Origin of the sequence: Flavobacterium lindanitolerans, from assembly GCF_002846575.1 — a bacterium.
Taxonomy (GTDB): Bacteria; Bacteroidota; Bacteroidia; order Flavobacteriales; family Flavobacteriaceae; genus Flavobacterium; species Flavobacterium lindanitolerans.
This window is the reverse complement of record NZ_PJND01000009.1, coordinates 27,761-50,630: the sequence shown is the minus strand read 5'-3', so window position 1 is coordinate 50,630 and position 22,870 is coordinate 27,761. Positions and strand designations below refer to the sequence as shown.

Genomic DNA, 22,870 nt, shown 5'->3' with positions numbered 1-22,870 from the left:
ATGAAAAACATATATAAGATATTTCTCCTGATACCCTATATATTATCAGCACAGAGTCATGACCAAAACTATGTGAAAGCGAAAACCTATAAGGTTGAATCCTCCGTTTCACTACCAGATAATGATCCTGAACAAGTAAAAGTTGATATCACATACTATGACGGTCTGGGGCGTCCTATACAGAAAATAGCCCATAAGCAGTCTGGTTCTGGAAAGGACCTTGGCATTCATATGACCTACGATATTCTAGGAAGAGAAGATCGACAATACCTTCCGTACGAAAAAGGTAGCCAAGACATGTTATTTGACGTTGATGCGGAAGTAAATACTCTCAACTATCCACTATATACAGGGAATTCTAACCCCTATACCAAGATTTTCTTTGACAAAAGTCCACTGGATAGAGTACTCAAACAAGCTGCTCCCGGCGCGCCTTGGGCCGGTAACGAAAATAATGACAACGATAGGACACTAAAGTATGTGTATGACGTAAATTCCACTGACGACAAAGTACAGGATTTCTATGTAGATGCTGGTATATTAGCCTCAAGGGGTTACTGTCCAGCAGGAAAACTCTATAAGACAATCACCAAGGACGAAAACTGGACATCGGGAAAACGCAACACTGCCGAAGAATTCAAGGATGGTTTAGATAGGGTGCTATTAAAAAGAACTTACAAAAGTGAAACATCCATCCTGGATACCTACTACGTGTACAATACAAGTGGAGACCTTGCCTTTGTTATCCCGCCAGCAGCTTCGGAGACAGTAGCTACAACATCATCATCTCAACTTCCATACAGTTATTACCAACGCGTCGGTCTCGGAAACATCTTGTTAAGCTATAACGGTGGTGGCGACGGCGGTATTAGCATTAATAATAATTCAATAACAGTAAGTTTTGCAGGTAGTTTTTCCGCTACACAAATAGATGTTTCAAAGAGTATTACAATAAATGCGAGCCAACCAATTCCCGATATGACCATTGGAACGCTAATTGCCGGTTTTGCAAGATATACAGTATACGTACAGAATAACCAATTAAAATTTATTGACAACTACCCAAATGCAGGAAATTTTACCACTCTGAACCATTCTGTTTCGGCCCCCTTGGATACGTCTGCTTTTGGTAGCGGTGAAACTGTTTATACCACAGTCATAAATCAAAACATAGTTTCAGATCTGTGTTACCAATACAAATATGATGCGAAATTTAGACTCGTAGAAAAAAAAGTACCTGGTAGGCAATGGGAATATATAGTATATGACAAACTTGATAGAGCTATCGCCATGGGCCCCACGGCATCTCCCTTTAGTGATTTAAGCTCCGTGGGATGGCATATTACAAAGTTTGATGCTTTTGACAGACAGATACTCACAGGATGGATGCCTATTGGAACCGAAATTAATAGCACAACACGACAGAACCTACAGATGCAACTGAATGCAGAAACTACATATTTTAATGAAAGTAGGTCTGCTTCAGACTCAAATATAAATGGTATTCCAGTACGGTATACTAATCAGGCTTTCCCAACTTCAGGCTACCATATACTATCAATCAACTACTATGACGATTATTCTTATGGTGGTTTTCCTATCGATTTTGGGTCCGTCGAAGGACAGGAAGTTTATTTCAATCTCGTAAGAAAACCAAATGGCCTCACAACAGGAACATGGAGTCGTGCGTTACAGAGTTCCAGTAATTATACAGGAGAGCTTTTATATATTCTCTATGATTATAAGGAAAGGGAGATCAGAAAGTATATTACCAACTATTTAGGGGGCTATACTAAGACTGACAGCAGATTTGATTTTTCGGGAAAGCCTATACATACATTGACAGCTCACAGCAGATTAGGTGCAAAAGGAGAAATTAAGATATACGACAAGTATAAATACACTGCCCAAGGCAGATTATTATTGCATACTCATGAGATTCTAGGGCAGAATCCAGAGCAGTTGCTTAGTCTAAATGCCTATGACGAACTTGGACAACTAATCTCCAAAAAAGTAGGTGGTACGGACCTTGATGGAAACTGGCCATTACAGAAAATTGACTTCTCCTATAATATTCGTGGTTGGCTGACGGAGATAAATTCGATAAATAATTTCGAGGACGAGATAATCGCAAACAAAGACCTTTTTGCCTTTAAACTTAATTATTGGGAGGTTGGCGATAGTCCTGATAGTAACCTTCCACCGCTTTTCAATGGCAATATATCGCAATCTTCTTGGATATCAAGAAGTGATTACAAGAAAAGAGATTACGCATACTATTATGATCCGTTAAACAGACTCAGAAGTGCATTCTACTTTAAAAATGGTAGGGCATCGAATTCATACAATGAATTTATGGACTACGACAAAAATGGAAACATAATGCATATAAACCGTTTCGGCGACTTAGATTACGATAGTTTTTCCATTGAGATAGATGCACTGGACTACGCCTATGATACGCACGGAAGGCTTAAAAGCGTAAAAGACAATACAAACCATCCTGCAGGTTTCAGGGATGGTGCAGATATGGAGGAAGAATATCTTTACGATAATAGAGGAAATATAATCAAGGATGAAAATAAAGGCATTTTGTCTATCTCCTATAACCATATGGATCTACCCCTGGAAATTAATTTTAGGGCTGGAGGAAAAATAAACTACCTTTACAACGCATCTGGTGAAAAGCTTAAAAAAACAGTAACCGAGGGTACGGTCGTTACAGAGACTGAATACCTTTCCGGATTCCAATATAGTTCTGGAATACTTGACTTTTTTCAAACCACCGAGGGGTATGTACAAGCCATAAAAACCCGCTTTGCGTATGTGTTCAATTACACTGACCATTTGGGCAACGTTAGATTGAGCTACGGAATGGATGACAAGGAAGGCAAGTTAGTGATCTTGGAAGAGAATCATTATTATCCTTTCGGAGCCAAACATGAAAAATATAATTCTGACCGATATGAGTATGTTTTAAATGAATTTGGAGTTCAATACCCATTGGGAATTTCTCCATTGCCTCCTGGTTACAGGAAGGCATACCAGTTTAAATACAATGAGAAAGAGTTTCAGGATGAAATAGGCCTCAATCTTTATGATTATGGAGCTAGGAATTATGACCCTGCCATCGGAAGATGGACAACCATAGACCCGCTAGCGGAAATTTCTGATGACGAAACACCTTTTCAATATGCTCATAACAACCCAATAGCTTATTTAGATCCGACAGGGCTAACAGGGCAGACTTGGGCAACAAAGTACATTGACACCAAAGGCAATTTGATATTGGAAACTGATGATGGTAGCGAGGATATTATTACGGTTCCCGATTCAGAGCTTAAAAAATTCAAGTCGTTAGTAAGATATACAGCACCGGTTCTTTATAATTCCCAAGAGTGGAACGATCATTTCAAGTCTGAGTTTTTAGGCATAGAGACAGTAAATAAGCTGCATTCTCTGCTTGATGCCTTTACAACGCAGTGGTCAAGGCAAAATGCGATTGACTACTTACAAAACCCAACCATGAAGAATGCGTTGGCGATGTCATATTCTGAAGCATTGAGCCAATGGACAGATCCACAGAGAGTGCTTGGAGCTGCTGGAGTACTAGCCTTCAGACCTAGGATTAACGCAGAAGGAGTAGTATATTTAAGGACTGATTTGACAGGAAAGATAAAACCGTATGTCGGACAGGCAAAAAATGAGGCACGCTATCTTGCTCGTCAGGCTGAGCATGCAAGAGCCCATCCGAATGCAGATTTTGAATTTAAGATAATTGATAGAGGCAATACAAAAGGTAATTTTCCGACATCGCTGGATGTGAAGGAACAGAAAGCGCTTGAAAAGTTGGGTGGTCCAACGAACAAATCAAATCCGACGGGGGGTGCATCAAATAAGAAAAATGTAATTAAACAAAAAAATTAACCGATGAATTTAAAGGAAGGAGATATATTCGAGTTTCAGGTAAACGAAAAGAATACAGGATATGGGCAGATAGTAAGTAAATTTAAAAAGAACGCTATTTCTGTAATTATCTTCAAGGGACTATATAAATCACGCCCCGACATAAAAGACCTAATAGAGGATGATATATTATTGTTCGCCAATACCTTCGATGCTAAGCTACATCATAAACACTGGATTATTATCGGCAACGAGAAGTCGAATCTCAAGGACATAAAATTGCCATATTACAAAGTTGGAACTGGTCCGGTTTACATCGAAGATTTTTTTGAGAAACAAATCAGAAAAGCTACTAGAGCTGAAGAGGACTATCTTTCCTATCGTAGTTACGTAGCACCTGTAAGACTGGAAACGGTTTTTCAAGCACATTACAAGCTTACAGACTGGAACCCGGTTTTCGATGACCTGCTATATACTAATGTGGTTCAGATTACCAATCTGATAGAAGAATTATGACAGCAGGTTGCGAGGCATATTGATTGGAAGAGGGTGTATAATACACCCTTTTCTTTTCTGTTATATCCGGTTTTATTTTTTTCTGATCTCGATAATCTCATTCCTTATTTGCTCAAACATTTCTCTGATTTTTTGTGGGCTTAAGTCCTCAGGCTCAAATTCATGGGTAGTGATGCTTGCGGCGTAGCTCCAGACCTCGATGATATCCTCGGGGTTTATAGGATAAGGCTTATAAAAGTCATTATCTGAATAGAGTACCAACCTCCCTTCCCCGTCCCTTTTTATTCTCTTATAAACAATACCCTCATTTCGGGTCAGCAGTATATATGACTTGCTTTCTGTTATCTCATTCAAGCTCTCCAAATACTGCCCCACAATGAGAGAACCATCTCTATGTGGCGGCATCGAATCTCCGCTTATTGGAAATGCCCTGAACTTTCCATGTCTCAAAAACGGTAGTGAGATATGTTCTAAGCCTTCTATATATTCGGGATCGGCATAGCCTTCAAGGTAGCCTGCCTTGACTTTTTGCGTGACCACTTCGATATAGTTCTCGCCCCCGCCATCGACCTTGATAGGAAGAAGCAACCTGTTATTTTCAAGTTTCAGTAGATCGCCTGTCGGGACCTTCCGCACGTCCAAGGACAATATAAGGTCGATGCTGATCTGGAAATAGCGCGATATCCGCAACAGCACTTCAAGCGGCGGCTCGGCCGCAGCCTCCTCGTACTTGGAATATCTGGCCCGCGTAAGGATAAGATCGTCAGCGACACGCTGCTGAGATAATCCCCGCTGCGCGCGCAAATAGCGTAGGTTTTCTGATAGTATCGACATTTTGCTATGATTTGTAGCAACAAAGATAGTATATGATACTAAATATATTAGCAATTTTGTTGAAGTAAAATTTGATGATGATGGAGAGAGCGATTGTTCACATGGATCTGGATACATTTTTTGTATCCTGCGAAATCTTGGCAAATTCCAAGCTGGACGGGATTCCGCTGATTGTCGGCGGCGGCGAGCGTGGCGTGGTGGCATCCTGTTCTATTGAATCGAATTAATAAATTAAAGAAAAATAATGAAGAAAAGGAACTTAAGCTTTTATCTCAATTAAAAGATAATATTCTTCCCTATCTGAACTTTGAAAAAAACAAAAAAATAGAAAATGATCTGAAGGCAAATAAAAACTTGAAAAATAAAGTGACCAAAAGTCTGAAAGATGAAGCTGATAAAGTATCGTTACATATCGAAACCCAAATTAGATCATTTTTCTATGAAGATTTGATTAATGATCTATACAAAAGAATAGATCCGCATCCTGATTATAAAAAAGTTAAATTTATTCCCGATTTCAAAGATAATAAACCAAAACTAAATGTTTGCCTTTACAAGGAAAATGATGATAAAAGCTATATTATTCCAAATTTATATTTTAGCCAAGCACAACTAAATATATTGAGTTTATGTATTTTTTAGCAAAAGCTTCGAATACGAAAGATGGTAAGGGGAAGCCGATCGACTGTATCTTTGTGGACGACCCAATACAGTCAATGGATAGTATCAATATATTATCAACTATAGATTTATTACGAAGTATTGTTGTTAATCAAAAAAACAGATCATATTATCTACTCATGACGAAAATTTTCATAACCTACTAAAGAAGAAAATACCTTCGAATCTTTTTAAATCAAAGTTTATGGAGTTAGAAACGTTTGGGAAGGTTAAGGGATAAAAATATGTTTTTAACAATCTAATCTCATAATTTAAGTTGCTGACCTCTATTTTAAAAAAAATATCGGTAAATTTACACATCAATTAACATGAGATTACGGCGTTCTTTAAATTCAGTCGGCTTCGAGGCAGGAGCCCTTTAAGATATAAAAAGGTAAAAAGTAGTTTAGTTTGACATGGCGCTTTCATGGCGCACATCTATTAAGTCAATAAAAAACTTGCTTTAAAAGGATAAGGCAATCAAGTTCGAATCCCTCCCTTTCCGCAAAACGAAAAAAGCTACCGTTTTGGTGGCTTTTTTTATGCAAAATAGACCAATTGGCACATTCGTGGCAATTTTGGTTCAAATGCACAGGAATAGTGGATTTATGCAGGTTAAACGAACGTAGTTCGAATCCCTCATCGCCCACAAAGCAAGCCTTTAGGCTTGCTTTTTTTATTTCAACACATTAGGGTCATTAACTCAGCGGTTCAGAGTGCTACCTTGACAGGGTAGAAGTCACTGGTTCGATTCCAGTATGACCCACCCATATTAAATAATAAAAAAGCCAGTTTCTTTTGAAACTGGCTTTTTTATTTCTATGCAATGAAACTATTTGCTTCTTCTTCTAACTCTTTAGTAAACATATTTTTATGATTAAAACTCAGTTTTAAGAATTTTCTTTTTACCAGTTATCGGTAAAAATCACCCGCTTATTCTCATATAGTTCCACTTATTACTTTTTGCTATTTGTTTTACAACAAAAACAATAATTTAATACTGATATTGATTTTTTCAACATTAAAGTGTTATAAATATTTAAAAACACAAATCTCTCTTATTATGCAAATAAATAAATTATGATTATAGCTGTAAACAAATTCATCATTTTTAAACAATAACTTAATCTGATACTTATGAATACAAAAATTAAATTAGCAGTGCTGGCTGTTTGTTCAGGAACATTTTACATACAAGCACAAAATACAGTAGTAGGAACAGGAACTTTAGGAACCGGTAACGTGGCTCCCCCATCAACACAGAACACAGTAGTCGGGTCATTAATTGGCGGTGCAGGAAACACTGGAGGATCAAATTCTTTTTTTGGCTATCAGGCAGGAATGACCAATACAGGTGGTGGTAAAAATACTTTTTTAGGAGCATTAGGAGGAGTAAATAATATATCTGGAGGGGAAAATGTTTTCATTGGTTATTCTTCCGGAAATAAAAATTCGTCCGGTAATTATAATACATTCACAGGATCTTATTCAGGTTTTAATTCTTCCAAGGCAAGTAATAATGTTTTTACAGGATGGTCGGCAGGATATTCTAATATTAAAGGCGAACATAATGTATTTAGCGGATACAAGTCAGGATATTATAATATTGCAGATAATAATTCTTTTTATGGTGCTTTCTCAGGTCTTAGTAATACAAGTGGAAGCGAAAATACTTTTTTTGGCGCCCTTTCTGGACTGAATAATACTACAGGTGTACAAAATGTATATTTAGGAGCAAATTCCGGATATAAGAATTCTACTGGTAATGACAATGTATTTGTGGGTTATTCAGCCGGACTTAATACTACGGCTTCATATAATGTTTTTGTAGGATCCAGCTCAGGATTTAATAATACGACTGGAACATTCAACACTTTTACTGGAAACAATTCAGGACTTTATAATAAAGATGGTTATTCAAATAGTTTTTATGGGTACGATTCAGGCCGCTCAAACTCAACAGGCTATCGTAATACGTTTACAGGCACCAATTCAGGGTTTAGCAATATAACTGGCTATGATAATGTATATGTTGGTGCCAGTTCAGGATATGAAAATACCACAGGAGTCAATAATGTCTTTGTGGGCTTTATAGCAGGACTTAACACAACAACTTCATATAACACTTTTATTGGAGGTAGAGCTGGAGCTTTAAATTCAAGTGGGCAAGGCAATACTTATATCGGCTCAAATGCAGGATATTCCAACAATACTGGTTCACGAAATGTATTTCTTGGAGATTCTGCAGGATATAACGAACTTGGAAGTAATAAGCTCCATATCGCAAATAGTGCAACGACTACGCTAATCTATGGCGATTTTTCAACCGGAAAAGTAGGTATTGGCGGAATCAATACCTATGCAACACCAGATGCTTTCCCTGCAACAGCTGGAGCAGTTAGCTTGGCCAACTACAAGCTATTTGTCAAAGGAGGCATTTTAACAGAAGAAGTAAGAGTCAATCTTATGTCGGCATGGGCAGATTATGTTTTTGCGCCAGAGTATCAGTTAAAGCCATTGGCTGAAGTGGAGACTTTTATTAAAGAAAATGGTCACCTCCCAAATGTTCCTTCGGCAGCAAAAGTAGCAGAAGAAGGTCTTGAATTGGGTGAAATGGCTAAAATACAACAAGAAAAAATCGAGGAGCTGACACTTTATTTGATCGAGCAGAATAAGAAAATAGAAGAGCTTACGAAACAGGTAAAAATCTTATCAGAGAGAAATTAGATATTCGTTTAACATTAAAGACACACAATATGAAGAACGTATATTTAATATACCTTTCCTTTCTGCTATTTACCTTTAAAGGCTATCCACAAGGAAGTGACGTAATATTTTGGCTTGACAATAGCGGTTCTATTAGCAATTTAGAATATACGCAAATGACCAGTTCTGTTCAGGCAATAATGGAAAAAGTCATAGTCTGCAACCCCAATAATAGAATCTCCATAGTGCAATATGGTTCTACAGGTGATGCTTCTGAAAGTAAAATCTGGATTGAAACCCCTTTTACTAACGTTGTACCTGTTTTCACCAGACGAAATGCTGTAGGTATTGGTGATTTTGCACACGAGGCATTAGGCTTGATAGGAAATGCACTTGATGGAATCCCAAATCCTGGCATAGTAAGTCCGATAACCTCGTTAAGTCCAACAGCAGGCAACTCGTTAGTTATTTATTTTTTTACTGATGCTACTAGAAATTCTCCAACTTCCTATATTGTAAATACTAGTTCCCCAGGAATGAACACCAGTACTGCTTTCCAGAACTATACGACTTTCAAAACAATTCGTAATGCTAAATTTGTTGTAACAATAGTTTCCCCAAATGCAAATGCAACACAAGCAGCAGCTGCTGTAGCAAGTACAGGGGGAACTTACACAGGAATTGTAGAATCTTATCCTACTGATCCTGACGGAGCTGGAATAACACCCAGATTTCTTTTGAATAAAACAGATTTTATTATGACTCCAGCAGAAATCAACAATACAACAGAAGAAATCTGTTCTATAGCGATTAAAGATTGTCTTCCTGATCTTGTCCTTATATCTCCAACTCATGATGTAAATATCGGAACTCATGATAATCGACAAGCATCAAATTCTATAACTGCATCAAATAGCATAATCAGTAACACTAGTGATGGAGGTGTTGGTATATATCATGCAGGAAATACAATTGTACTTAAACCAGGATTCCACAGTATGTATCGTTCCCGGTTCAGAGCCTACATCCAAGAGTGCCCGAGTGACTTTGTGGGAAGAAAGGCCAATCTTGAACCAAATAAGAATAATGGGAAAGAGGAAAAAATCAGCCTGTTTCCAAATCCTTCAAGCACTAGCGTAACCATTATGCTAAATTCTTCTTTAATACAACATATATCCATAGTTTCAATGGATGGAAGAATTATGCTTGATAAGAAAATTAAAGAAGCTGAAAAACATGAGGTGGCAGTTAACGATTATAAAGAAGGAGTCTATCTTGTTACCGTTACCACTGTAGATGGGAAAATTTTTAAATCAAAACTGGTTAAGAATTAATCCCTAAACAATTCTGTTAATGACAGCATTATAGTCAGGACAATGCTTTTAAAAAAGAGCAGACAGCAAAAAGCCGGTTTCAAGAGAAACCGGCTTTTATATTTATATTCAGGAAACTACTTCCCTTTTCTCCTATCTCTTTCTACTTTAATAAGGTTCAATTCCCTACTAGTCTGTCCTGCTACTGAAGTATTTTCCTCAGCCCTGCGGATTAAATAGGGCATAACATCCCTCACGGGGCCAAAAGGAAGGTACTTGGCAACATTATAGCCATTCGAAGCCAGGTTATAACTGATATTGTCACTCATTCCATACAATTGCCCAAACCAAACTCTAGTATCGCCTTTTTCGATATTATTTTCATCCATAAGTTTCATCAGCTTATAAGAACTGTCTTCATTATGGGTTCCTGCGAAAATGGCCATCTTTTCCAGATGTTCCACCATATAGATTACAGCGGTATCATAATTCACATCGGTCGCTTCTTTTGAAATACAGATTGGAGAAACATAACCTTTTTCTTCAGCACGTTTATTTTCCTTTTCCATATAAGCGCCTCGAACCAGCTTCATACCGATATAAAATCCTTCAACTTTGGCAATCTCATGGATTTTTTTCAGATAGTCTACCCTATCCCAACGATACAATTGCAACGTATTAAAAACAATCGCTTTCTCTCTATTGTATTTACGCATCATTTCCAATACCAAATCATCTGCCGCATCCTGCATCCAGCTTTCTTCAGCATCGATTAGAAGCGCAACATCTTTCGCATGAGCGGTTTTACAAACCAGATCAAATCGGTTAACAACACGTTGCCATTCTTCTGTTTCTTCTTTTGAAAACTCTTTTCCTTCTCCTAATTTTTCATACAATTCAAATCTTCCCAATCCGGTAGGTTTAAAAACCGCAAACGGAATAGCCTGTCTTTCTTTTGCAAATTCAATTGTTTTCAAAGTCATTTCGAGCGCCAGGTCGAATTGCTCCTCTTCTTCTTTTCCTTCTACCGAATAATCCAGAACAGACGAAACACCTTTTGTAAACATTTTATCTACTACTGTAAGGCAATCTTCTTCGTTAACGCCTCCGCAGAAATGATCGAAGACTGTCGCCCGAATCAGGCCTTCAACCGGTAAATGTGCCTTTAAGGCAAAATTTGTGACTGCCGTGCCAATACGAACTAGCGGTTCTGAAGCAATCATTTTAAAAAGAAAATAAGCCCTATCAAGTTCAGTATCACTCTTTAGTGCAAAAGCAACTTGTGTATTGTTGAAAATCTTTTCCATTCGTTTGTTTAATAATGTTGCAAATATAAATAGAGCTTCGTGATTTTTTCTTAAAAATTGCCTTATTTTGCCTTTTAAAATTACAAATAAGCAATTTTTATGGCGCTTGTCTGAATACGTCATGAATTGCCACTCAAAAACATCAGATGAAACCAATTGAAGCCAACGGATATTCCATCTTTTTTAATGAAAATGCCTACGAAGCATTAAACAGCCATTTGGCAGAAAATCAATATTCTTCTATTTTTATTTTTGCAGACAGTGATACTAATGAATATTGCCTCCCTGTATTTCTCCCTAATCTTGAAACCGATTTAAACATCGAAATCATCGAATTTGAGCCTGGAGAAATCAATAAAAATATAGAAACCTGTGTTGAGCTTTGGAATGTCCTGACTGATTTGGGTGCCGACAGAAAAAGTCTTGTTATTAATGTTGGTGGTGGCGTTGTAACCGACATGGGAGGCTTTGTGGCTTCTACATTTAAAAGAGGGATTGATTTTATAAATGTTCCGACTACATTATTAGCTATGGTCGATGCTTCAGTTGGGGGTAAAAACGGAATCGACCTCGGGAGCCTTAAAAATCAAATCGGTGTTATTAACGTACCAAAAATGGTTTTGATAGACACGACCTATCTGGAAACATTGCCTCAAAACCAAATGCGTTCCGGATTGGCTGAAATGCTAAAACACGGACTAATCTTCGATAAAAAATACTGGTCATTATTTTTAGACTTAAATAATTTAAATACAGGTGATTTAGACACTCTTATTTATCAATCAGTTGAAATAAAAAACACTATCGTAACCCTGGATCCGAAAGAAAACGGATTGCGAAAATCCTTGAATTTTGGACATACTTTAGGCCATGCCATTGAAAGTTATTTTCTGGAAAATGAAAACAAAACATCACTGTTGCATGGTGAGGCTATTGCTGCCGGAATGATTTTAGAGAGTTATATTTCACTGAGAAAAGATCTCATTTCCGACCTGGAATTTGAAGAAATCAAAAACGGAATTGATAATATTTTTGAAAGGGTTGTTTTTGAAGAAAAAGACATCCAACCCATACTGGAATTGCTTATTCATGACAAGAAAAACGAATACGGAACAATCCAATTTGCACTTCTTGATGGAATTGGCGGTATATCCACAGGACAAAAAGCTGATAACGAATTGATTATAGATGCGTTTTTAGAATATAATTCTTAATATATTTTTAATAAAAATCATTGCATATCAGTTATAATATTTTTTACATTTGCCCCAATGAAAAAAAGTCAAAACGCCAATTCTTTTTCGAGCGTGGGAGCCGAAAACAAAGCAACTTTTCAGTATTTCCTGAAAGGTTCTTTTGGTGTAAAGAGCATCCATAATTTTGATATTTTTCAATACTCCAATATGTATCAGGAAAAGCTCCCAATCATTTATGCAAATATTAGGGTCTGAACTTTAGATTAAAAATTATTTTTTTCTTATTTTTAATCTAAAACACTGACAAATAAATGAATACAAAATATTTTGACCTAATCAACCAAACTTATTATTTCCCTCAAGACGAGTTTAAATTAAACAAAGACAACCTTCAATTTCACAATATCGACCTGATGAAACTGGTGGAGCAATATGGCACACCTTTAAAGTTCACCTATTTGCCACAAATTTCCAACAATATCAACCGGGCTAAAGCCTGGTTTAGAAAGGCGATGGAAAAAAACAAATACGAAGGAAAATATTACTATTGCTATTGTACAAAAAGTTCTCACTTTGAATTTGTGATGAACGAGGCTTTTAAAAACAACATCCATATCGAAACTTCTTCTGCTTTTGATATTAATATTGTTGAGAACCTGCTTGAGAACGGTAAAATTAACAAAAGCACTTATGTTATTTGTAACGGTTTCAAAAGAGACCAATACATTACCAATATTGCACGACTGATTAATAATGGCCATAAAAATGCCATTCCGATTATTGACAACTATGAAGAATTAGACCTTCTTCAGGCTGAAATAAAAGGAAAATTTAAAATCGGAATCAGAATTGCTGCTGAGGAAGAGCCAAAATTCGAATTCTATACTTCCCGATTAGGAATAGGATATAAAAACATTGTGAACTTCTACAAAAAACAGATTCAGGAAAACAAGAACCTGGAACTGAAGATGCTTCACTTTTTCATCAATACCGGTATTAATGACAACTCCTATTACTGGAACGAACTTGTAAAATGTATTAAGGTATATATCGCGCTTAAAAAAGAATGCCCAACATTGGACGGACTGAACATTGGCGGTGGTTTTCCCATCAAAAACTCTCTTGCTTTTGAATACGACTATCAGTATATGATTGACGAAATCATCAATCAGATTAAAATTGCATGTGACGAAGCTGAAGTTGATGTTCCGAATATCTTTACTGAGTTTGGCTCCTTTACTGTTGGAGAAAGTGGTGGTGCCATTTATCAGGTATTGTATCAAAAACAGCAAAACGACAGAGAAAAGTGGAATATGATTGACTCGTCTTTCATTACTACACTGCCAGATACCTGGGCAATCAACAAACGCTTTATTATGTTGGCCGTCAATCGATGGAATGACCAATACGAAAGAGTCTTATTGGGCGGAATGACATGTGACAGCGATGATTATTACAACTCTGAGCAGAACATGAACGCGATTTACCTGCCAAAATACAATAAGGAAAAACCTTTGTATATTGGATTTTTCAATACCGGTGCCTATCAGGAAACCATTGGAGGCTTTGGCGGAATTCACCACTGTTTGATTCCACAGCCAAAACACATCTTGATTGACAGGGATGAAAATGGTATTTTAGCCACAGAAGTTTTTTCTGAGCAACAAAGTTCAGAAGATATTTTAAAAATATTAGGTTACGCGAAAAAATAATCTATTTTTGGAAAATAATTAAAAGTGGTTTTTTCCCACTTACAATCATCCCGACTTACCCCATTTCAAAATTATTTTGGATTGCCAGTCGGACAAACATTAAAAGAAACTAACAAACAACAAAATGAGTAAAGGACCAATCAGTCAATTTATTGAGAAGTACTATCTGCATTTCAATTCTGCCACCGTAGTTGATGCTGCAAAAGCTTATGAACAACAGTTACAGAACGGATCAAAAATGATGGTGACTTTGGCTGGCGCCATGAGTACGGCTGAAATCGGAAAGATTTTTGCCGAAATGATTCGAAAGGATAAAGTTCAGATTATTTCCTGCACAGGAGCGAATCTGGAAGAAGATATCATGAATCTTGTTGCGCATTCTCACTATGAAAGAGTTCCAAATTATCGCGATTTGACGCCACAACAAGAATGGGATTTATTAGAAAGAGGATTAAACCGTGTTACAGACACATGTATTCCTGAACACGAAGCTTTCAGAAGATTACAAAAACATATCTATAAAATCTGGAAAGATGCTGATGATGCCGGAGAACGTTATTTTCCGCATGAATTCATGTACAAGATGCTACTTTCCGGAGTATTGGAAGAATATTACGAAATTGACCTGAAAGACAGCTGGATGTATGCTGCTGCAGAAAAAAACCTTCCTATCATTGTACCGGGTTGGGAAGACAGCACAATGGGTAATATTTTTGCTTCTTATGTTATCAAAGGAGAACTAAAAGCTTCTACAATGAAGTCAGGAATCGAATACATGACTTTCCTTGCTGACTGGTATACAAAAAACAGCGACAAAGGTGTCGGATTCTTCCAAATTGGAGGAGGAATTGCCGGAGACTTTCCTATCTGTGTTGTACCAATGCTATATCAGGATATGGAAATGCATGATGTTCCTTTCTGGAGCTATTTCTGTCAGATTTCAGATTCGACTACCAGCTACGGTTCCTATTCAGGAGCTGTTCCAAATGAGAAAATCACTTGGGGTAAACTAGACATAAACACTCCAAAATTTGTTATTGAGTCGGATGCTACCATCGTAGCTCCATTAATTTTTGCTTACCTACTAGACTTATAATAAAAATTGTATGAAAAGAATTATTGTAGATTATTCTAAACTAACCAATGAAATTCTGACTTTGCTTGTCGAAAAATTTCCTGATGGATATGACGACTCCAATATCATCCGTTTCAAAAATGCTAAAAACGAGTTGGTAGAGGCTGTAGAAGTTAGAACAGAAGACACTATTTATCTGGTAAAAGTGAGCACCAAACTTGCCAGCAGAATCGAAAACTTTGATGAAGATGATGATTTAGAAGATGTAGTTGTACCAATGGAAGCCATCAAAGATCTTGACATGGATGATGATGCAGACGATGATGACGACGAAGAAAAAGAAGACAAAATCGAATTGGATGACGAAGATGATGATGAGGACAGAGATATTGCTGATATCGCTGACGATGAAGATGATGATGAAGACTAGCTTCCCAGCTATTTCCATAAAAAAAACGGAACTCAATTTGAGTTCCGTTTTTTTTATTCCACAGAGTGGAACAGATGTAAAAAAATCATTTATTTAACAATTACTAAAACAAACATACGTAATTTATCGTATATTTCTAAATATACATCGATGTTTTTTCTAAAATAAATACATATTTCATATTTTTACACTCTACCACAATCTTAATGACCATGTTATTTAAAAGCAACCGGAAACAAAAGCATTGCCAGGAATGGTTTGATTTCAAAACTTTAATAGCTCTAAAAATAATTTTCCTCCTATGGGGTCTTTCTATTTTAGGAATCTACCTGCGGATGTTCGAAATCACACGCGGCTTTAAAATCGCCATCCCAATTGCCTTTGGCTTTTTCATCCTGTCTTTATTTTCCAGAAATAAACATAGAAAAGAAAAAGGGATTGTTCTGTTCCTGTTTGCCCTTGTACTGTTTGCTATTATACAGGCGATTGATATTTTTGCCGGAACCCGTTATTTTTCCAAATTATAAGTAACGTTCCATAAAGATCTTCTGATGGTGCTTCTGGTGTCCGATGATTATAAAACCCAAAGCCCTGACTGAGACATCATATCCGGATGCAATCCCCATTCTTTTTAGAATTTCTTCATTAAACGTAGCAAACAAGGCTATTGTAGACTGTCTGATTATAGCTAATTCTGTAAGCAAATCCCTAATACTCCTTTCATTTGCATTAGCAGTATCGGCATAATCATTTTCTTCAAAACCAGGCAATGGTGTTTTATCGTTTCTTGCAATTCTGAGGGCACGATAAGCAAAAATCCTTTCAGAATCCATCAAATGCTGGATAATATCTTTAATGGTCCATTTACCTTCAGCATATCGATAATCATACTTATCCAAAGGAATGTTTTGTACAAATTTTATAAATTCATGTACAGAAATTTCAAGCTCTTCAAGCAGGTTTGCTTCCTGATCTACCCTGGAAATATAGGTAGAATAATACGGTGCAAATTCAGTTGGTAATAATTGGTCTGTTTTCATAGTTATTTTAAGCAGAGTTTCTACTGGCATTAATATTTCCAAAAAGAGAACGCATTACTATTTTTTCATAGATTTTCAGCATTTCTTCGTCCGGATTGCCTTTAAGGTTTAAATCGTTTATTTTAGTCAGGGCATATTGTTGTATAGTAAGCAATGGCAATACAATTTGTTCCCGCATTTGTATAGAAGCTTTCCCGTCAGGATAGTTTTCCATCAAGGCATCAAAACCGGATAATTTCAGTACCAGCCTTTTTGTTTCTTTAAATTCATTAAAAATGATTTCCCAAAATTCACCAAATTCCGGATCGTCTTTCATATAGGATGTCAAAGGGAAAAACGATTTTGCCAACGACATCATACTGTTTTCAATCAAGGTTTTAAAGAAAAGTGAATGGTCATACAACTCCTGAACTTCCTGCCAGTTTCCATTGTCTTCAAAATGCTTCAGAGCTGTACCTACTCCAAAAAATCCGGGAACATTTTGTTTTAATTGACTCCAGGCCCCTACAAAAGGAATTGCCCGAAGGTCATTGAAATCAAGTTTTTCGGATTGACTCCTTTTAGAAGGACGGCTACCTATATTCGCCATTGCATAATACTTAAGCGCACTTCTTCTTTCCAGATATGGGATAAACTTAGGATGGTTTTTAAAATCGGAATATTCTTTATAGCTTATTTGCGAAAGCGATTCCAAGGTCTTTTTTTCAGTATCAGAAAGTTTATTTTCTCCCTTATTAAAAAACTGATTGGCTGCTCCGGCACTTAACAGATTTTCAAGATTATAACGGCAGGAATCCAAAGTTCCAAAATTAGAACTGATGGTTTGTCCCTGAATGGTTATCTGAATTTCATTATTTTCTATATCGGGTCCCTGTGAAGCATAGAACTTATGGGTCTTACCTCCTCCTCTGGCCGGTGGCCCTCCTCTTCCGTCAAAGAAAACAACTTCAATACCATAATTTCTGGAAATTGAAGTCAGCGCCTCTTTTGCCTTATAAATACTCCAATTAGCCATCAGATAACCTCCGTCTTTTGTTCCATCAGAAAAACCAAGCATAATGGTCTGCTTATTATTTCTGGATTTTAAATGCTCCGAATACAGCGGATTGGTATAAAGCGTTTGCATTACTCGTTGCGCATTTTCCAAATCCTCTACAGTTTCAAAAAGCGGAACAATATCAACAGAAGAATTTTCCCATCCGCACAAACGAAAAAGTGCATAGGTTTCCAAAACGTTTAGTGCGCTCTGGTTATTACTGATGATGTAACGATTAGCCCCCATTTCACCATTCTGTTCCTGTATTTTCTGTATGGCATATATTGACTCAACAGTAGCTCTGGTCAGTTCATCTTCAAACCATTCCGGATCAAGACTGGCAGTGGCTTTCGCCATCCAATCTAATTTTTGACTTTCATTCAATGAGGAATAGTCTTTAGGAAAAACAGACAATTGGCGTTCGTTTGTAACTTTTACAATATCCTTAATAACCTTATCATGAATTTTGCTGTTTTGCCTGATGTCCAATGTAGCAAAGTAAAATCCGAAAAGATTTACTTTGTTAATAAATTCGTCCAAATCGTCAAGATACAGTGATTGGTGGTTTTCAATAATCCTATTGCGAATGTCCAGCAATGTGGCTTTCATTTCGTCCAAAGTTATATACAAATCGCCTTCCGAATAAAACACAGAACGGTAAATTTTATGTTCAAGCTCTGTCCACAATTGGTCTACCTGATGAAAAGTCAGCTTTCTTTTCAAATCCCGAATATCCCTGTAATAGCATTTGAGTATTGAAGTACGCAATCTTTGTGTTACCTGCAAAGTTATATCTGTTGTAACAAATGGGTTTCCATCACGGTCACCTCCGGGCCAGAATCCCAGATTTAAAATTTGATTTTTAGGCAATTCTCCATCATAAATATTTTTCTGGAAAAAATGCATCATTTTTCCTGCCGTTTCATAAAAAACGTTTTCAAGATACCAGGTCAGGCTGACCGCTTCATCAAAAGGAGTTGGTTTTTCTTTTTTAATGAATGGTGTTTTTCCTAACTGTGCCAGAAGTTCACGCATCCTTTTCAGATTATTGTTTCTGATGGCATCTTCTAAATCTGTGATAATCCCTAATACTGATCCCGGATAAAACTGTGTAGGATGCGCTGTCAGTACAGTCCGGATTTTAAATTCTTCAAAAAAAGCTTTTAGTTCCTTCAGATTGTCTTTAGACTCCGCCTTGTCTTTTGTGTTCCTGAGTGAATTTTCTCCATCGAGATTATTCACTACAGAAAAAGCAGCATCTTCAATAGCATCAAACAAGACTACCTGCCTTTCTACATATTGGATAAACCGGAACATAAGGTCTATTTTTTCTTTTTCGGAAGCATTATCCAGGTATTTTTCAGAGAAAAAATCTACAATCTGTTGGGGATTCCATTCCTTTTTGTAACCTGATTCACAAACTTCTGCAAAAAGCGGCAGCATTATTCCTGTATTGCCAATATTGTCAAACGGAAGCGTAATAAGAATACTGTTATATATCTGATATTTAGCGAGTACGTTTTCTTCAAACCTCTCTAATCTCGGGGAAGTGTACATGGGTATAATTTTGCATTAAATTAATAAAAAAACCCTCAAGTTTTCACAAGAGGGTCTTAAATTATTCTTATCAAAAGATTACATATCCTTGAAGATAGTGTGCATCAAACGTTTTTTATCGTTGATACTTTCGTCAAGAGAAATCATGGTTTCAGTTCTGTATACTCCTTCGATATCATCAATCATGAAGATTACTTCTTTTGCATGTTTTGTATCCATAGCACGGATTTTACAGAAGATATTGAATTTTCCGGTAGTTACGTGGGCAACAGTAACAAAAGGAATTTCATTGATTCTTTCCAATACAAATTTAGTTTGTGAAGTATTGTGAAGAAAAACTCCTACATAGGCAATAAAAGAATATCCTAATTTCTCGTAATTCAAGGTCAAAGATGAACCCATGATAATACCAGCTTCTTCCATTTTCTTAACTCTCACATGGACAGTTCCTGCAGAGATTAGTAGTTTTTTTGCTATATCTGTAAAAGGAACTCTTGTATTGTCAATCAGCATATCTAATATCTGATGATCAACTTCATCTAAACGAAACTTATTCATATAATTTTATGTTTGTATTTGTTTTCAAAATTCGACTACAAAAAAATTAATTTTTTTTAAATAAAAAAAGCGAATCGTTAAACATTTGGCAATCCGTTAACAATTTTAACTTTTTCTGATAAATAAAACTCAGCTTTTTGACCCAATTTCGGAATGTTGTCCTGATCATCAGAATAGGAAGCTCCTTTTGCATCATATTCAAAATGTCCAAAGTTTTGTGTCAGCTCACCTATTTCGACAATGAAGGCAATAAATTCAATTTTCCCTTCATTCAAAACCTCCGTAAATTGAATTGCAAAATTCGTAATAATTTGTTTATTATCATAGTAAATTTTGATATTTTTATAAATGAAGTCGTAAAAAACTGGTTTGTTTTGAGGAATATTGAAATATTTTTCCGTTTCATTGAGAACTATATCGTTTTCGTAAATATATTTCAACCCTGAAATCAATGCTATAAAAATAAATTTTCGCGTCATTTCGCGTTCGTAATCCTGCTGATAATGTCCGGCTTCGAATAAAATAGTTGGCGATCCCAGATAAGTAAAGGTATCTCCAACACAATTCAGATTAAAACCGTCATCAAAACGCCCCACTTGTCCGGGAATAAAAGCTTGTAAAGTTGTATTCATTGCAACTATGACATCCATTGCTTTTATACGAACCTCATTAACTTCTCTTGCATCGTTAAACGAAGGTGCTAAAAAGGAAACCGTTGCAGGTTTATTAACATCTCCAGCCGCAAAAATGGTACGTTGGTCATGAAGATTATAGCAAAAGTCCGGTTTAAAGTCATTATATAGCTCTCTGAGCAGACGGCTTTCAGGCTGGCTTAAATCCTGGAAATCCCTGTTAAGGTCAATTCCGTTAGCATTAATGCGCGTATATCTTTCCGCGCCATCCGGATTAAGCATGGGTACGGCCAGAAAAGTAAAATGGCTTAGAAGCTCTTTTCCTAAAATCGTGTCGCTGTTTAATACATTTAAAAGATCAAATAATGCCTTGGTAGTCGTTCCTTCATTTCCATGCATCTGTGACCAAAGCAGTATCTTAATTTTGCCTGTTCCGATAGTATAGGAATAGATTGGTTTTCCTAATACTGATTTTCCAATTACATCTAAATTTTCATTCTTGTTAATCGTTCTTAATAAAGGCTCAATTTTATCAAGAGTAATATATCTTCCTTCTAACGTTTTTTCCTTGTTCTCCCGGAATACTTTTTCAAAATCCATAGTGCTGAATTATATTTTACAAAAGTAAACATCTTATTATTTACAATTGTAAATCAATTAAAATTCAAAATAATTTAACTCTGTAAACAAAATACTCCCTACCACTATATTTTCGTTAGAAAAACTTTAACACATTTTACTTTAAGCGACTTCAAAATAACTAAAAATCTATTAATCAATTATTTAAATATAATTATATAAACTAAAAAAGCAGATGAAAACACCCGATTCTATTTATAAATTACATTTATAACAACTATATATTTACATTTGTAACGTTCTTTTATTAAAATAAAGCTTTACAATGGTAAACACGGAAGATTTTATAAAACGGCTTGAAAAAATTCTTGACTATTACAATCTCACTGCTTCTTCTTTTGCCGATAAGATTGGTGTGCAACGTTCCAGCATATCACATCTTCTATCCGGAAGAAACAAACCAAGCCTTGATTTTATATTAAAAATTTTAGATGTATTTCCTGAAATTGATTTGTATTGGATTTTAAACGGCAAAGGTTCATTCCCGAAAAATAATGAAGAATACAATATAGCATATCCGCCTACTCTATCAGATACCGATGAAAAACAACCCGTCAATTTCAAAAAGGAAGAAACGATTATTAAAAATGATACAATTGAAAGAATAGTAATCTTTTATAAAAACGGAGCTTTTAAAGAATATCACCCCCAATAGACGGCATAAAAAAACCTTGACTCTCAAGCCAAGGTTTTCCCAACTAATACATAAAAAACAAACATTATTCCCTTCTTAAATATATTCCGGTAACACCCGGTTCTAATCTTGCTGTTAACGGCATGACATCTGACTGGGCTGATGTTGGATAAGCAAAACTTAATACCTGTCCTCCACCATTTAATCTTTCAGCCACATAGATTTTATTGGTCTGTTCATCATAAGAAACATCTACCGGATTTCCCAACAATGAATTAGGCCCGTATATTCTTTTTTGTTTCGACAAGGCGATAGAACCCCCTGATGCTGTTGACGAAAATACTGAGTTAAAATTTTCTATAACTACAATTCCCCCATCTGTTGCAGAAGTAGCTAAACCTACATCTGTGAGAACCATAACATTATCTTGTTCCGAATAGGCAATTCCATGTGTCCTGGTTAATCCTTCTATGCTAACTCTCTTGTCTGCCACCAATGTGCCGTTTGGCTTTGAAAAAAAAGAGTTAAAGACAGCTATATCACTGCTAAGATCTACTACTGCATATAAATTTCCATTAGAAACAGTAATTCCCCATAGTTTAAAACCTACAGTAAATGTTTTCTCCAATGTAAATCCTGATGTAGTTCTTTGATACACTAAAAGTTTATTAGTGTTACCATTAATTTCGGCCTGATCCTGTACTACAACTACCCTGTCTCCAACAACGGCTATTTCTCTTGCATTGGTAAAATCGCCTGTTGCACTACTGGCCGTCATCGTTAAAGATGTGGCAGAAGACGATAATGCATTTCTGAAATTGCCATAAACTTCGAGACGGTTGTTGGTTCGGGATGCAATGATAACCTCGTCACGGGTATTATTATAATAAATACCATCTGCATCCAGAGAACCTACAGTAAATGTTTTTGCCATTGGCATTGATGCTAATAAATCCGTGTAGGTAATTGTTCCGCTTGTATTGCTCGAAGTAAACAATTCAAGTTTTGCGCTGCCTGGATTTCCATTTGAATCGTCATCACTGCTGCACGAAACAAATCCTAAAATGCTACAAAAAAGTCCTGCTAGTAAAAGTTTTTTTCTCATAATTATGGTTTTAA

General features: G+C 36.3%; 19 protein-coding genes, 1 tRNA gene and 1 pseudogene. 14 read left to right on the top strand and 7 right to left on the bottom strand.

Going from position 1 to position 22,870, the window contains the following annotated elements:
• Both B0G92_RS12840 and B0G92_RS12835 read left to right on the top strand, forming a co-directional pair.
• Positions 1-3,927: a DUF6443 domain-containing protein gene (locus B0G92_RS12840; RefSeq protein ID WP_101472513.1), complete on the top strand. Its 3,927-nt coding sequence runs from the start codon at positions 1-3 to the stop codon at positions 3,925-3,927.
• A 3-nt stretch (positions 3,928-3,930) separates the two neighbouring features.
• The gene (locus B0G92_RS12835; protein WP_101472512.1) at positions 3,931-4,422 is read left to right on the top strand and encodes an Imm26 family immunity protein; all 492 of its coding nucleotides are present in this window, start codon (positions 3,931-3,933) and stop codon (positions 4,420-4,422) included.
• A gap of 72 nt (positions 4,423-4,494) precedes the next feature.
• Here B0G92_RS12835 and B0G92_RS12830 read toward each other — a convergent pair whose 3' ends face one another.
• Positions 4,495-5,256 (bottom strand): XRE family transcriptional regulator, encoded by a 762-nt coding sequence (locus tag B0G92_RS12830; RefSeq protein WP_101472511.1) that lies wholly within the window; start codon positions 5,254-5,256, stop codon positions 4,495-4,497.
• Between the two features lie 80 nt (positions 5,257-5,336).
• On the opposite strand from B0G92_RS12830, the pseudogene B0G92_RS12825 reads away from it, so the two are divergent.
• From B0G92_RS12825 to B0G92_RS12800, 5 genes and pseudogenes are all read left to right on the top strand, one after another.
• A pseudogene (locus B0G92_RS12825) lies at positions 5,337-5,477 on the top strand (Y-family DNA polymerase); the annotation flags it as partial.
• Positions 5,470-5,898 (top strand): hypothetical protein, encoded by a 429-nt coding sequence (locus tag B0G92_RS12820; protein WP_101472510.1) that lies wholly within the window; start codon positions 5,470-5,472, stop codon positions 5,896-5,898. The pseudogene B0G92_RS12825 and the gene B0G92_RS12820, both read left to right, overlap by 8 nt.
• Before the next feature lie 710 nt (positions 5,899-6,608).
• A tRNA-Val gene (locus B0G92_RS12810) sits at positions 6,609-6,682 on the top strand.
• Positions 6,683-7,053: 371 nt separating this feature from the next.
• A complete protein-coding gene (locus B0G92_RS12805) occupies positions 7,054-8,643 on the top strand; it encodes an autotransporter outer membrane beta-barrel domain-containing protein (RefSeq protein WP_101472508.1) in 1,590 nt (529 codons plus the stop codon).
• A gap of 29 nt (positions 8,644-8,672) precedes the next feature.
• Positions 8,673-9,956, top strand: coding sequence for a 3-coathanger stack domain-containing protein (locus B0G92_RS12800; protein WP_101472507.1), 1,284 nt, complete (start codon positions 8,673-8,675; stop codon positions 9,954-9,956).
• A 116-nt stretch (positions 9,957-10,072) separates the two neighbouring features.
• On the opposite strand, the gene B0G92_RS12795 is transcribed toward B0G92_RS12800, so the two are convergent.
• Complete coding sequence (locus B0G92_RS12795; protein ID WP_101472710.1) at positions 10,073-11,242, bottom strand: proline dehydrogenase family protein; 1,170 nt, start codon at positions 11,240-11,242, stop codon at positions 10,073-10,075.
• A gap of 146 nt (positions 11,243-11,388) precedes the next feature.
• Between B0G92_RS12795 and aroB the strand changes: the two genes are divergently transcribed.
• From aroB to B0G92_RS12765, 6 genes are all read left to right on the top strand, one after another.
• Positions 11,389-12,456, top strand: coding sequence for a 3-dehydroquinate synthase (gene aroB, locus B0G92_RS12790; RefSeq protein ID WP_101472506.1), 1,068 nt, complete (start codon positions 11,389-11,391; stop codon positions 12,454-12,456).
• A 57-nt stretch (positions 12,457-12,513) separates the two neighbouring features.
• Positions 12,514-12,693 (top strand): hypothetical protein, encoded by a 180-nt coding sequence (locus B0G92_RS12785; protein ID WP_056067444.1) that lies wholly within the window; start codon positions 12,514-12,516, stop codon positions 12,691-12,693.
• Between the two features lie 56 nt (positions 12,694-12,749).
• On the top strand, positions 12,750-14,150 hold the full coding sequence (locus B0G92_RS12780) for a type III PLP-dependent enzyme domain-containing protein (RefSeq protein ID WP_056067446.1): 1,401 nt from the start codon (positions 12,750-12,752) through the stop codon (positions 14,148-14,150).
• A 124-nt stretch (positions 14,151-14,274) separates the two neighbouring features.
• Positions 14,275-15,246 carry a deoxyhypusine synthase family protein gene (locus B0G92_RS12775; RefSeq protein WP_056067448.1) on the top strand — a complete coding sequence of 324 codons (972 nt, stop codon included), beginning with the start codon at positions 14,275-14,277 and terminating at the stop codon, positions 15,244-15,246.
• Between the two features lie 10 nt (positions 15,247-15,256).
• Entirely contained in the window at positions 15,257-15,655 is a 399-nt protein-coding gene (locus B0G92_RS12770) for a DNA primase (RefSeq protein WP_101472505.1), read from the top strand.
• A 212-nt stretch (positions 15,656-15,867) separates the two neighbouring features.
• On the top strand, positions 15,868-16,182 hold the full coding sequence (locus B0G92_RS12765) for a hypothetical protein (RefSeq protein ID WP_143395043.1): 315 nt from the start codon (positions 15,868-15,870) through the stop codon (positions 16,180-16,182).
• Here B0G92_RS12765 and B0G92_RS12760 read toward each other — a convergent pair.
• The 4 genes from B0G92_RS12760 to B0G92_RS12745 form a co-directional block, all read right to left on the bottom strand.
• On the bottom strand, positions 16,177-16,695 hold the full coding sequence (locus B0G92_RS12760) for a DinB family protein (protein ID WP_056067499.1): 519 nt from the start codon (positions 16,693-16,695) through the stop codon (positions 16,177-16,179). The two genes, B0G92_RS12765 and B0G92_RS12760, sit on opposite strands and share 6 nt — an antisense overlap.
• Before the next feature lie 7 nt (positions 16,696-16,702).
• Positions 16,703-19,288, bottom strand: coding sequence for a phosphoenolpyruvate carboxylase (locus B0G92_RS12755; protein WP_101472503.1), 2,586 nt, complete (start codon positions 19,286-19,288; stop codon positions 16,703-16,705).
• Between the two features lie 78 nt (positions 19,289-19,366).
• Positions 19,367-19,846: an Lrp/AsnC family transcriptional regulator gene (locus tag B0G92_RS12750; protein ID WP_056067456.1), complete on the bottom strand. Its 480-nt coding sequence runs from the start codon at positions 19,844-19,846 to the stop codon at positions 19,367-19,369.
• 77 nt (positions 19,847-19,923) lie between these two features.
• Positions 19,924-21,078 (bottom strand): M14 family metallopeptidase, encoded by a 1,155-nt coding sequence (locus B0G92_RS12745; RefSeq protein WP_101472502.1) that lies wholly within the window; start codon positions 21,076-21,078, stop codon positions 19,924-19,926.
• A 304-nt stretch (positions 21,079-21,382) separates the two neighbouring features.
• Here B0G92_RS12745 and B0G92_RS12740 point away from each other — a divergent pair, with 304 nt between their 5' ends.
• Entirely contained in the window at positions 21,383-21,772 is a 390-nt protein-coding gene (locus B0G92_RS12740; RefSeq protein ID WP_101472501.1) for a helix-turn-helix domain-containing protein, read from the top strand.
• 64 nt (positions 21,773-21,836) lie between these two features.
• Here B0G92_RS12740 and B0G92_RS12735 read toward each other — a convergent pair whose 3' ends face one another.
• Complete coding sequence (locus B0G92_RS12735) at positions 21,837-22,856, bottom strand: YncE family protein (RefSeq protein ID WP_101472500.1); 1,020 nt, start codon at positions 22,854-22,856, stop codon at positions 21,837-21,839.
• Positions 22,857-22,870: the final 14 nt, after the last annotated feature.

Bases quoted from the DNA above. Each gene is read 5' to 3' on its own strand.
- B0G92_RS12795 (WP_101472710.1), bottom strand. From the start codon at position 11,242: ATGGAAAAGATTTTCAACAATACACAAGTTGCTTTTGCACTAAAGAGT.
- B0G92_RS12735 (WP_101472500.1), bottom strand. From the start codon at position 22,856: ATGAGAAAAAAACTTTTACTAGCAGGACTTTTTTGTAGCATTTTAGGA.
- aroB (WP_101472506.1), top strand. From the start codon at position 11,389: ATGAAACCAATTGAAGCCAACGGATATTCCATCTTTTTTAATGAAAAT.
- B0G92_RS12840 (WP_101472513.1), top strand. From the start codon at position 1: ATGAAAAACATATATAAGATATTTCTCCTGATACCCTATATATTATCA.
- B0G92_RS12775 (WP_056067448.1), top strand. From the start codon at position 14,275: ATGAGTAAAGGACCAATCAGTCAATTTATTGAGAAGTACTATCTGCAT.
- B0G92_RS12805 (WP_101472508.1), top strand. From the start codon at position 7,054: ATGAATACAAAAATTAAATTAGCAGTGCTGGCTGTTTGTTCAGGAACA.
- B0G92_RS12780 (WP_056067446.1), top strand. From the start codon at position 12,750: ATGAATACAAAATATTTTGACCTAATCAACCAAACTTATTATTTCCCT.
- B0G92_RS12755 (WP_101472503.1), bottom strand. From the start codon at position 19,288: ATGTACACTTCCCCGAGATTAGAGAGGTTTGAAGAAAACGTACTCGCT.
- B0G92_RS12835 (WP_101472512.1), top strand. From the start codon at position 3,931: ATGAATTTAAAGGAAGGAGATATATTCGAGTTTCAGGTAAACGAAAAG.
- B0G92_RS12765 (WP_143395043.1), top strand. From the start codon at position 15,868: ATGTTATTTAAAAGCAACCGGAAACAAAAGCATTGCCAGGAATGGTTT.
- B0G92_RS12770 (WP_101472505.1), top strand. From the start codon at position 15,257: ATGAAAAGAATTATTGTAGATTATTCTAAACTAACCAATGAAATTCTG.
- B0G92_RS12740 (WP_101472501.1), top strand. From the start codon at position 21,383: ATGGTAAACACGGAAGATTTTATAAAACGGCTTGAAAAAATTCTTGAC.
- B0G92_RS12750 (WP_056067456.1), bottom strand. From the start codon at position 19,846: ATGAATAAGTTTCGTTTAGATGAAGTTGATCATCAGATATTAGATATG.
- B0G92_RS12830 (WP_101472511.1), bottom strand. From the start codon at position 5,256: ATGTCGATACTATCAGAAAACCTACGCTATTTGCGCGCGCAGCGGGGA.
- B0G92_RS12800 (WP_101472507.1), top strand. From the start codon at position 8,673: ATGAAGAACGTATATTTAATATACCTTTCCTTTCTGCTATTTACCTTT.
- B0G92_RS12745 (WP_101472502.1), bottom strand. From the start codon at position 21,078: ATGGATTTTGAAAAAGTATTCCGGGAGAACAAGGAAAAAACGTTAGAA.
- B0G92_RS12760 (WP_056067499.1), bottom strand. From the start codon at position 16,695: ATGAAAACAGACCAATTATTACCAACTGAATTTGCACCGTATTATTCT.
- B0G92_RS12785 (WP_056067444.1), top strand. From the start codon at position 12,514: ATGAAAAAAAGTCAAAACGCCAATTCTTTTTCGAGCGTGGGAGCCGAA.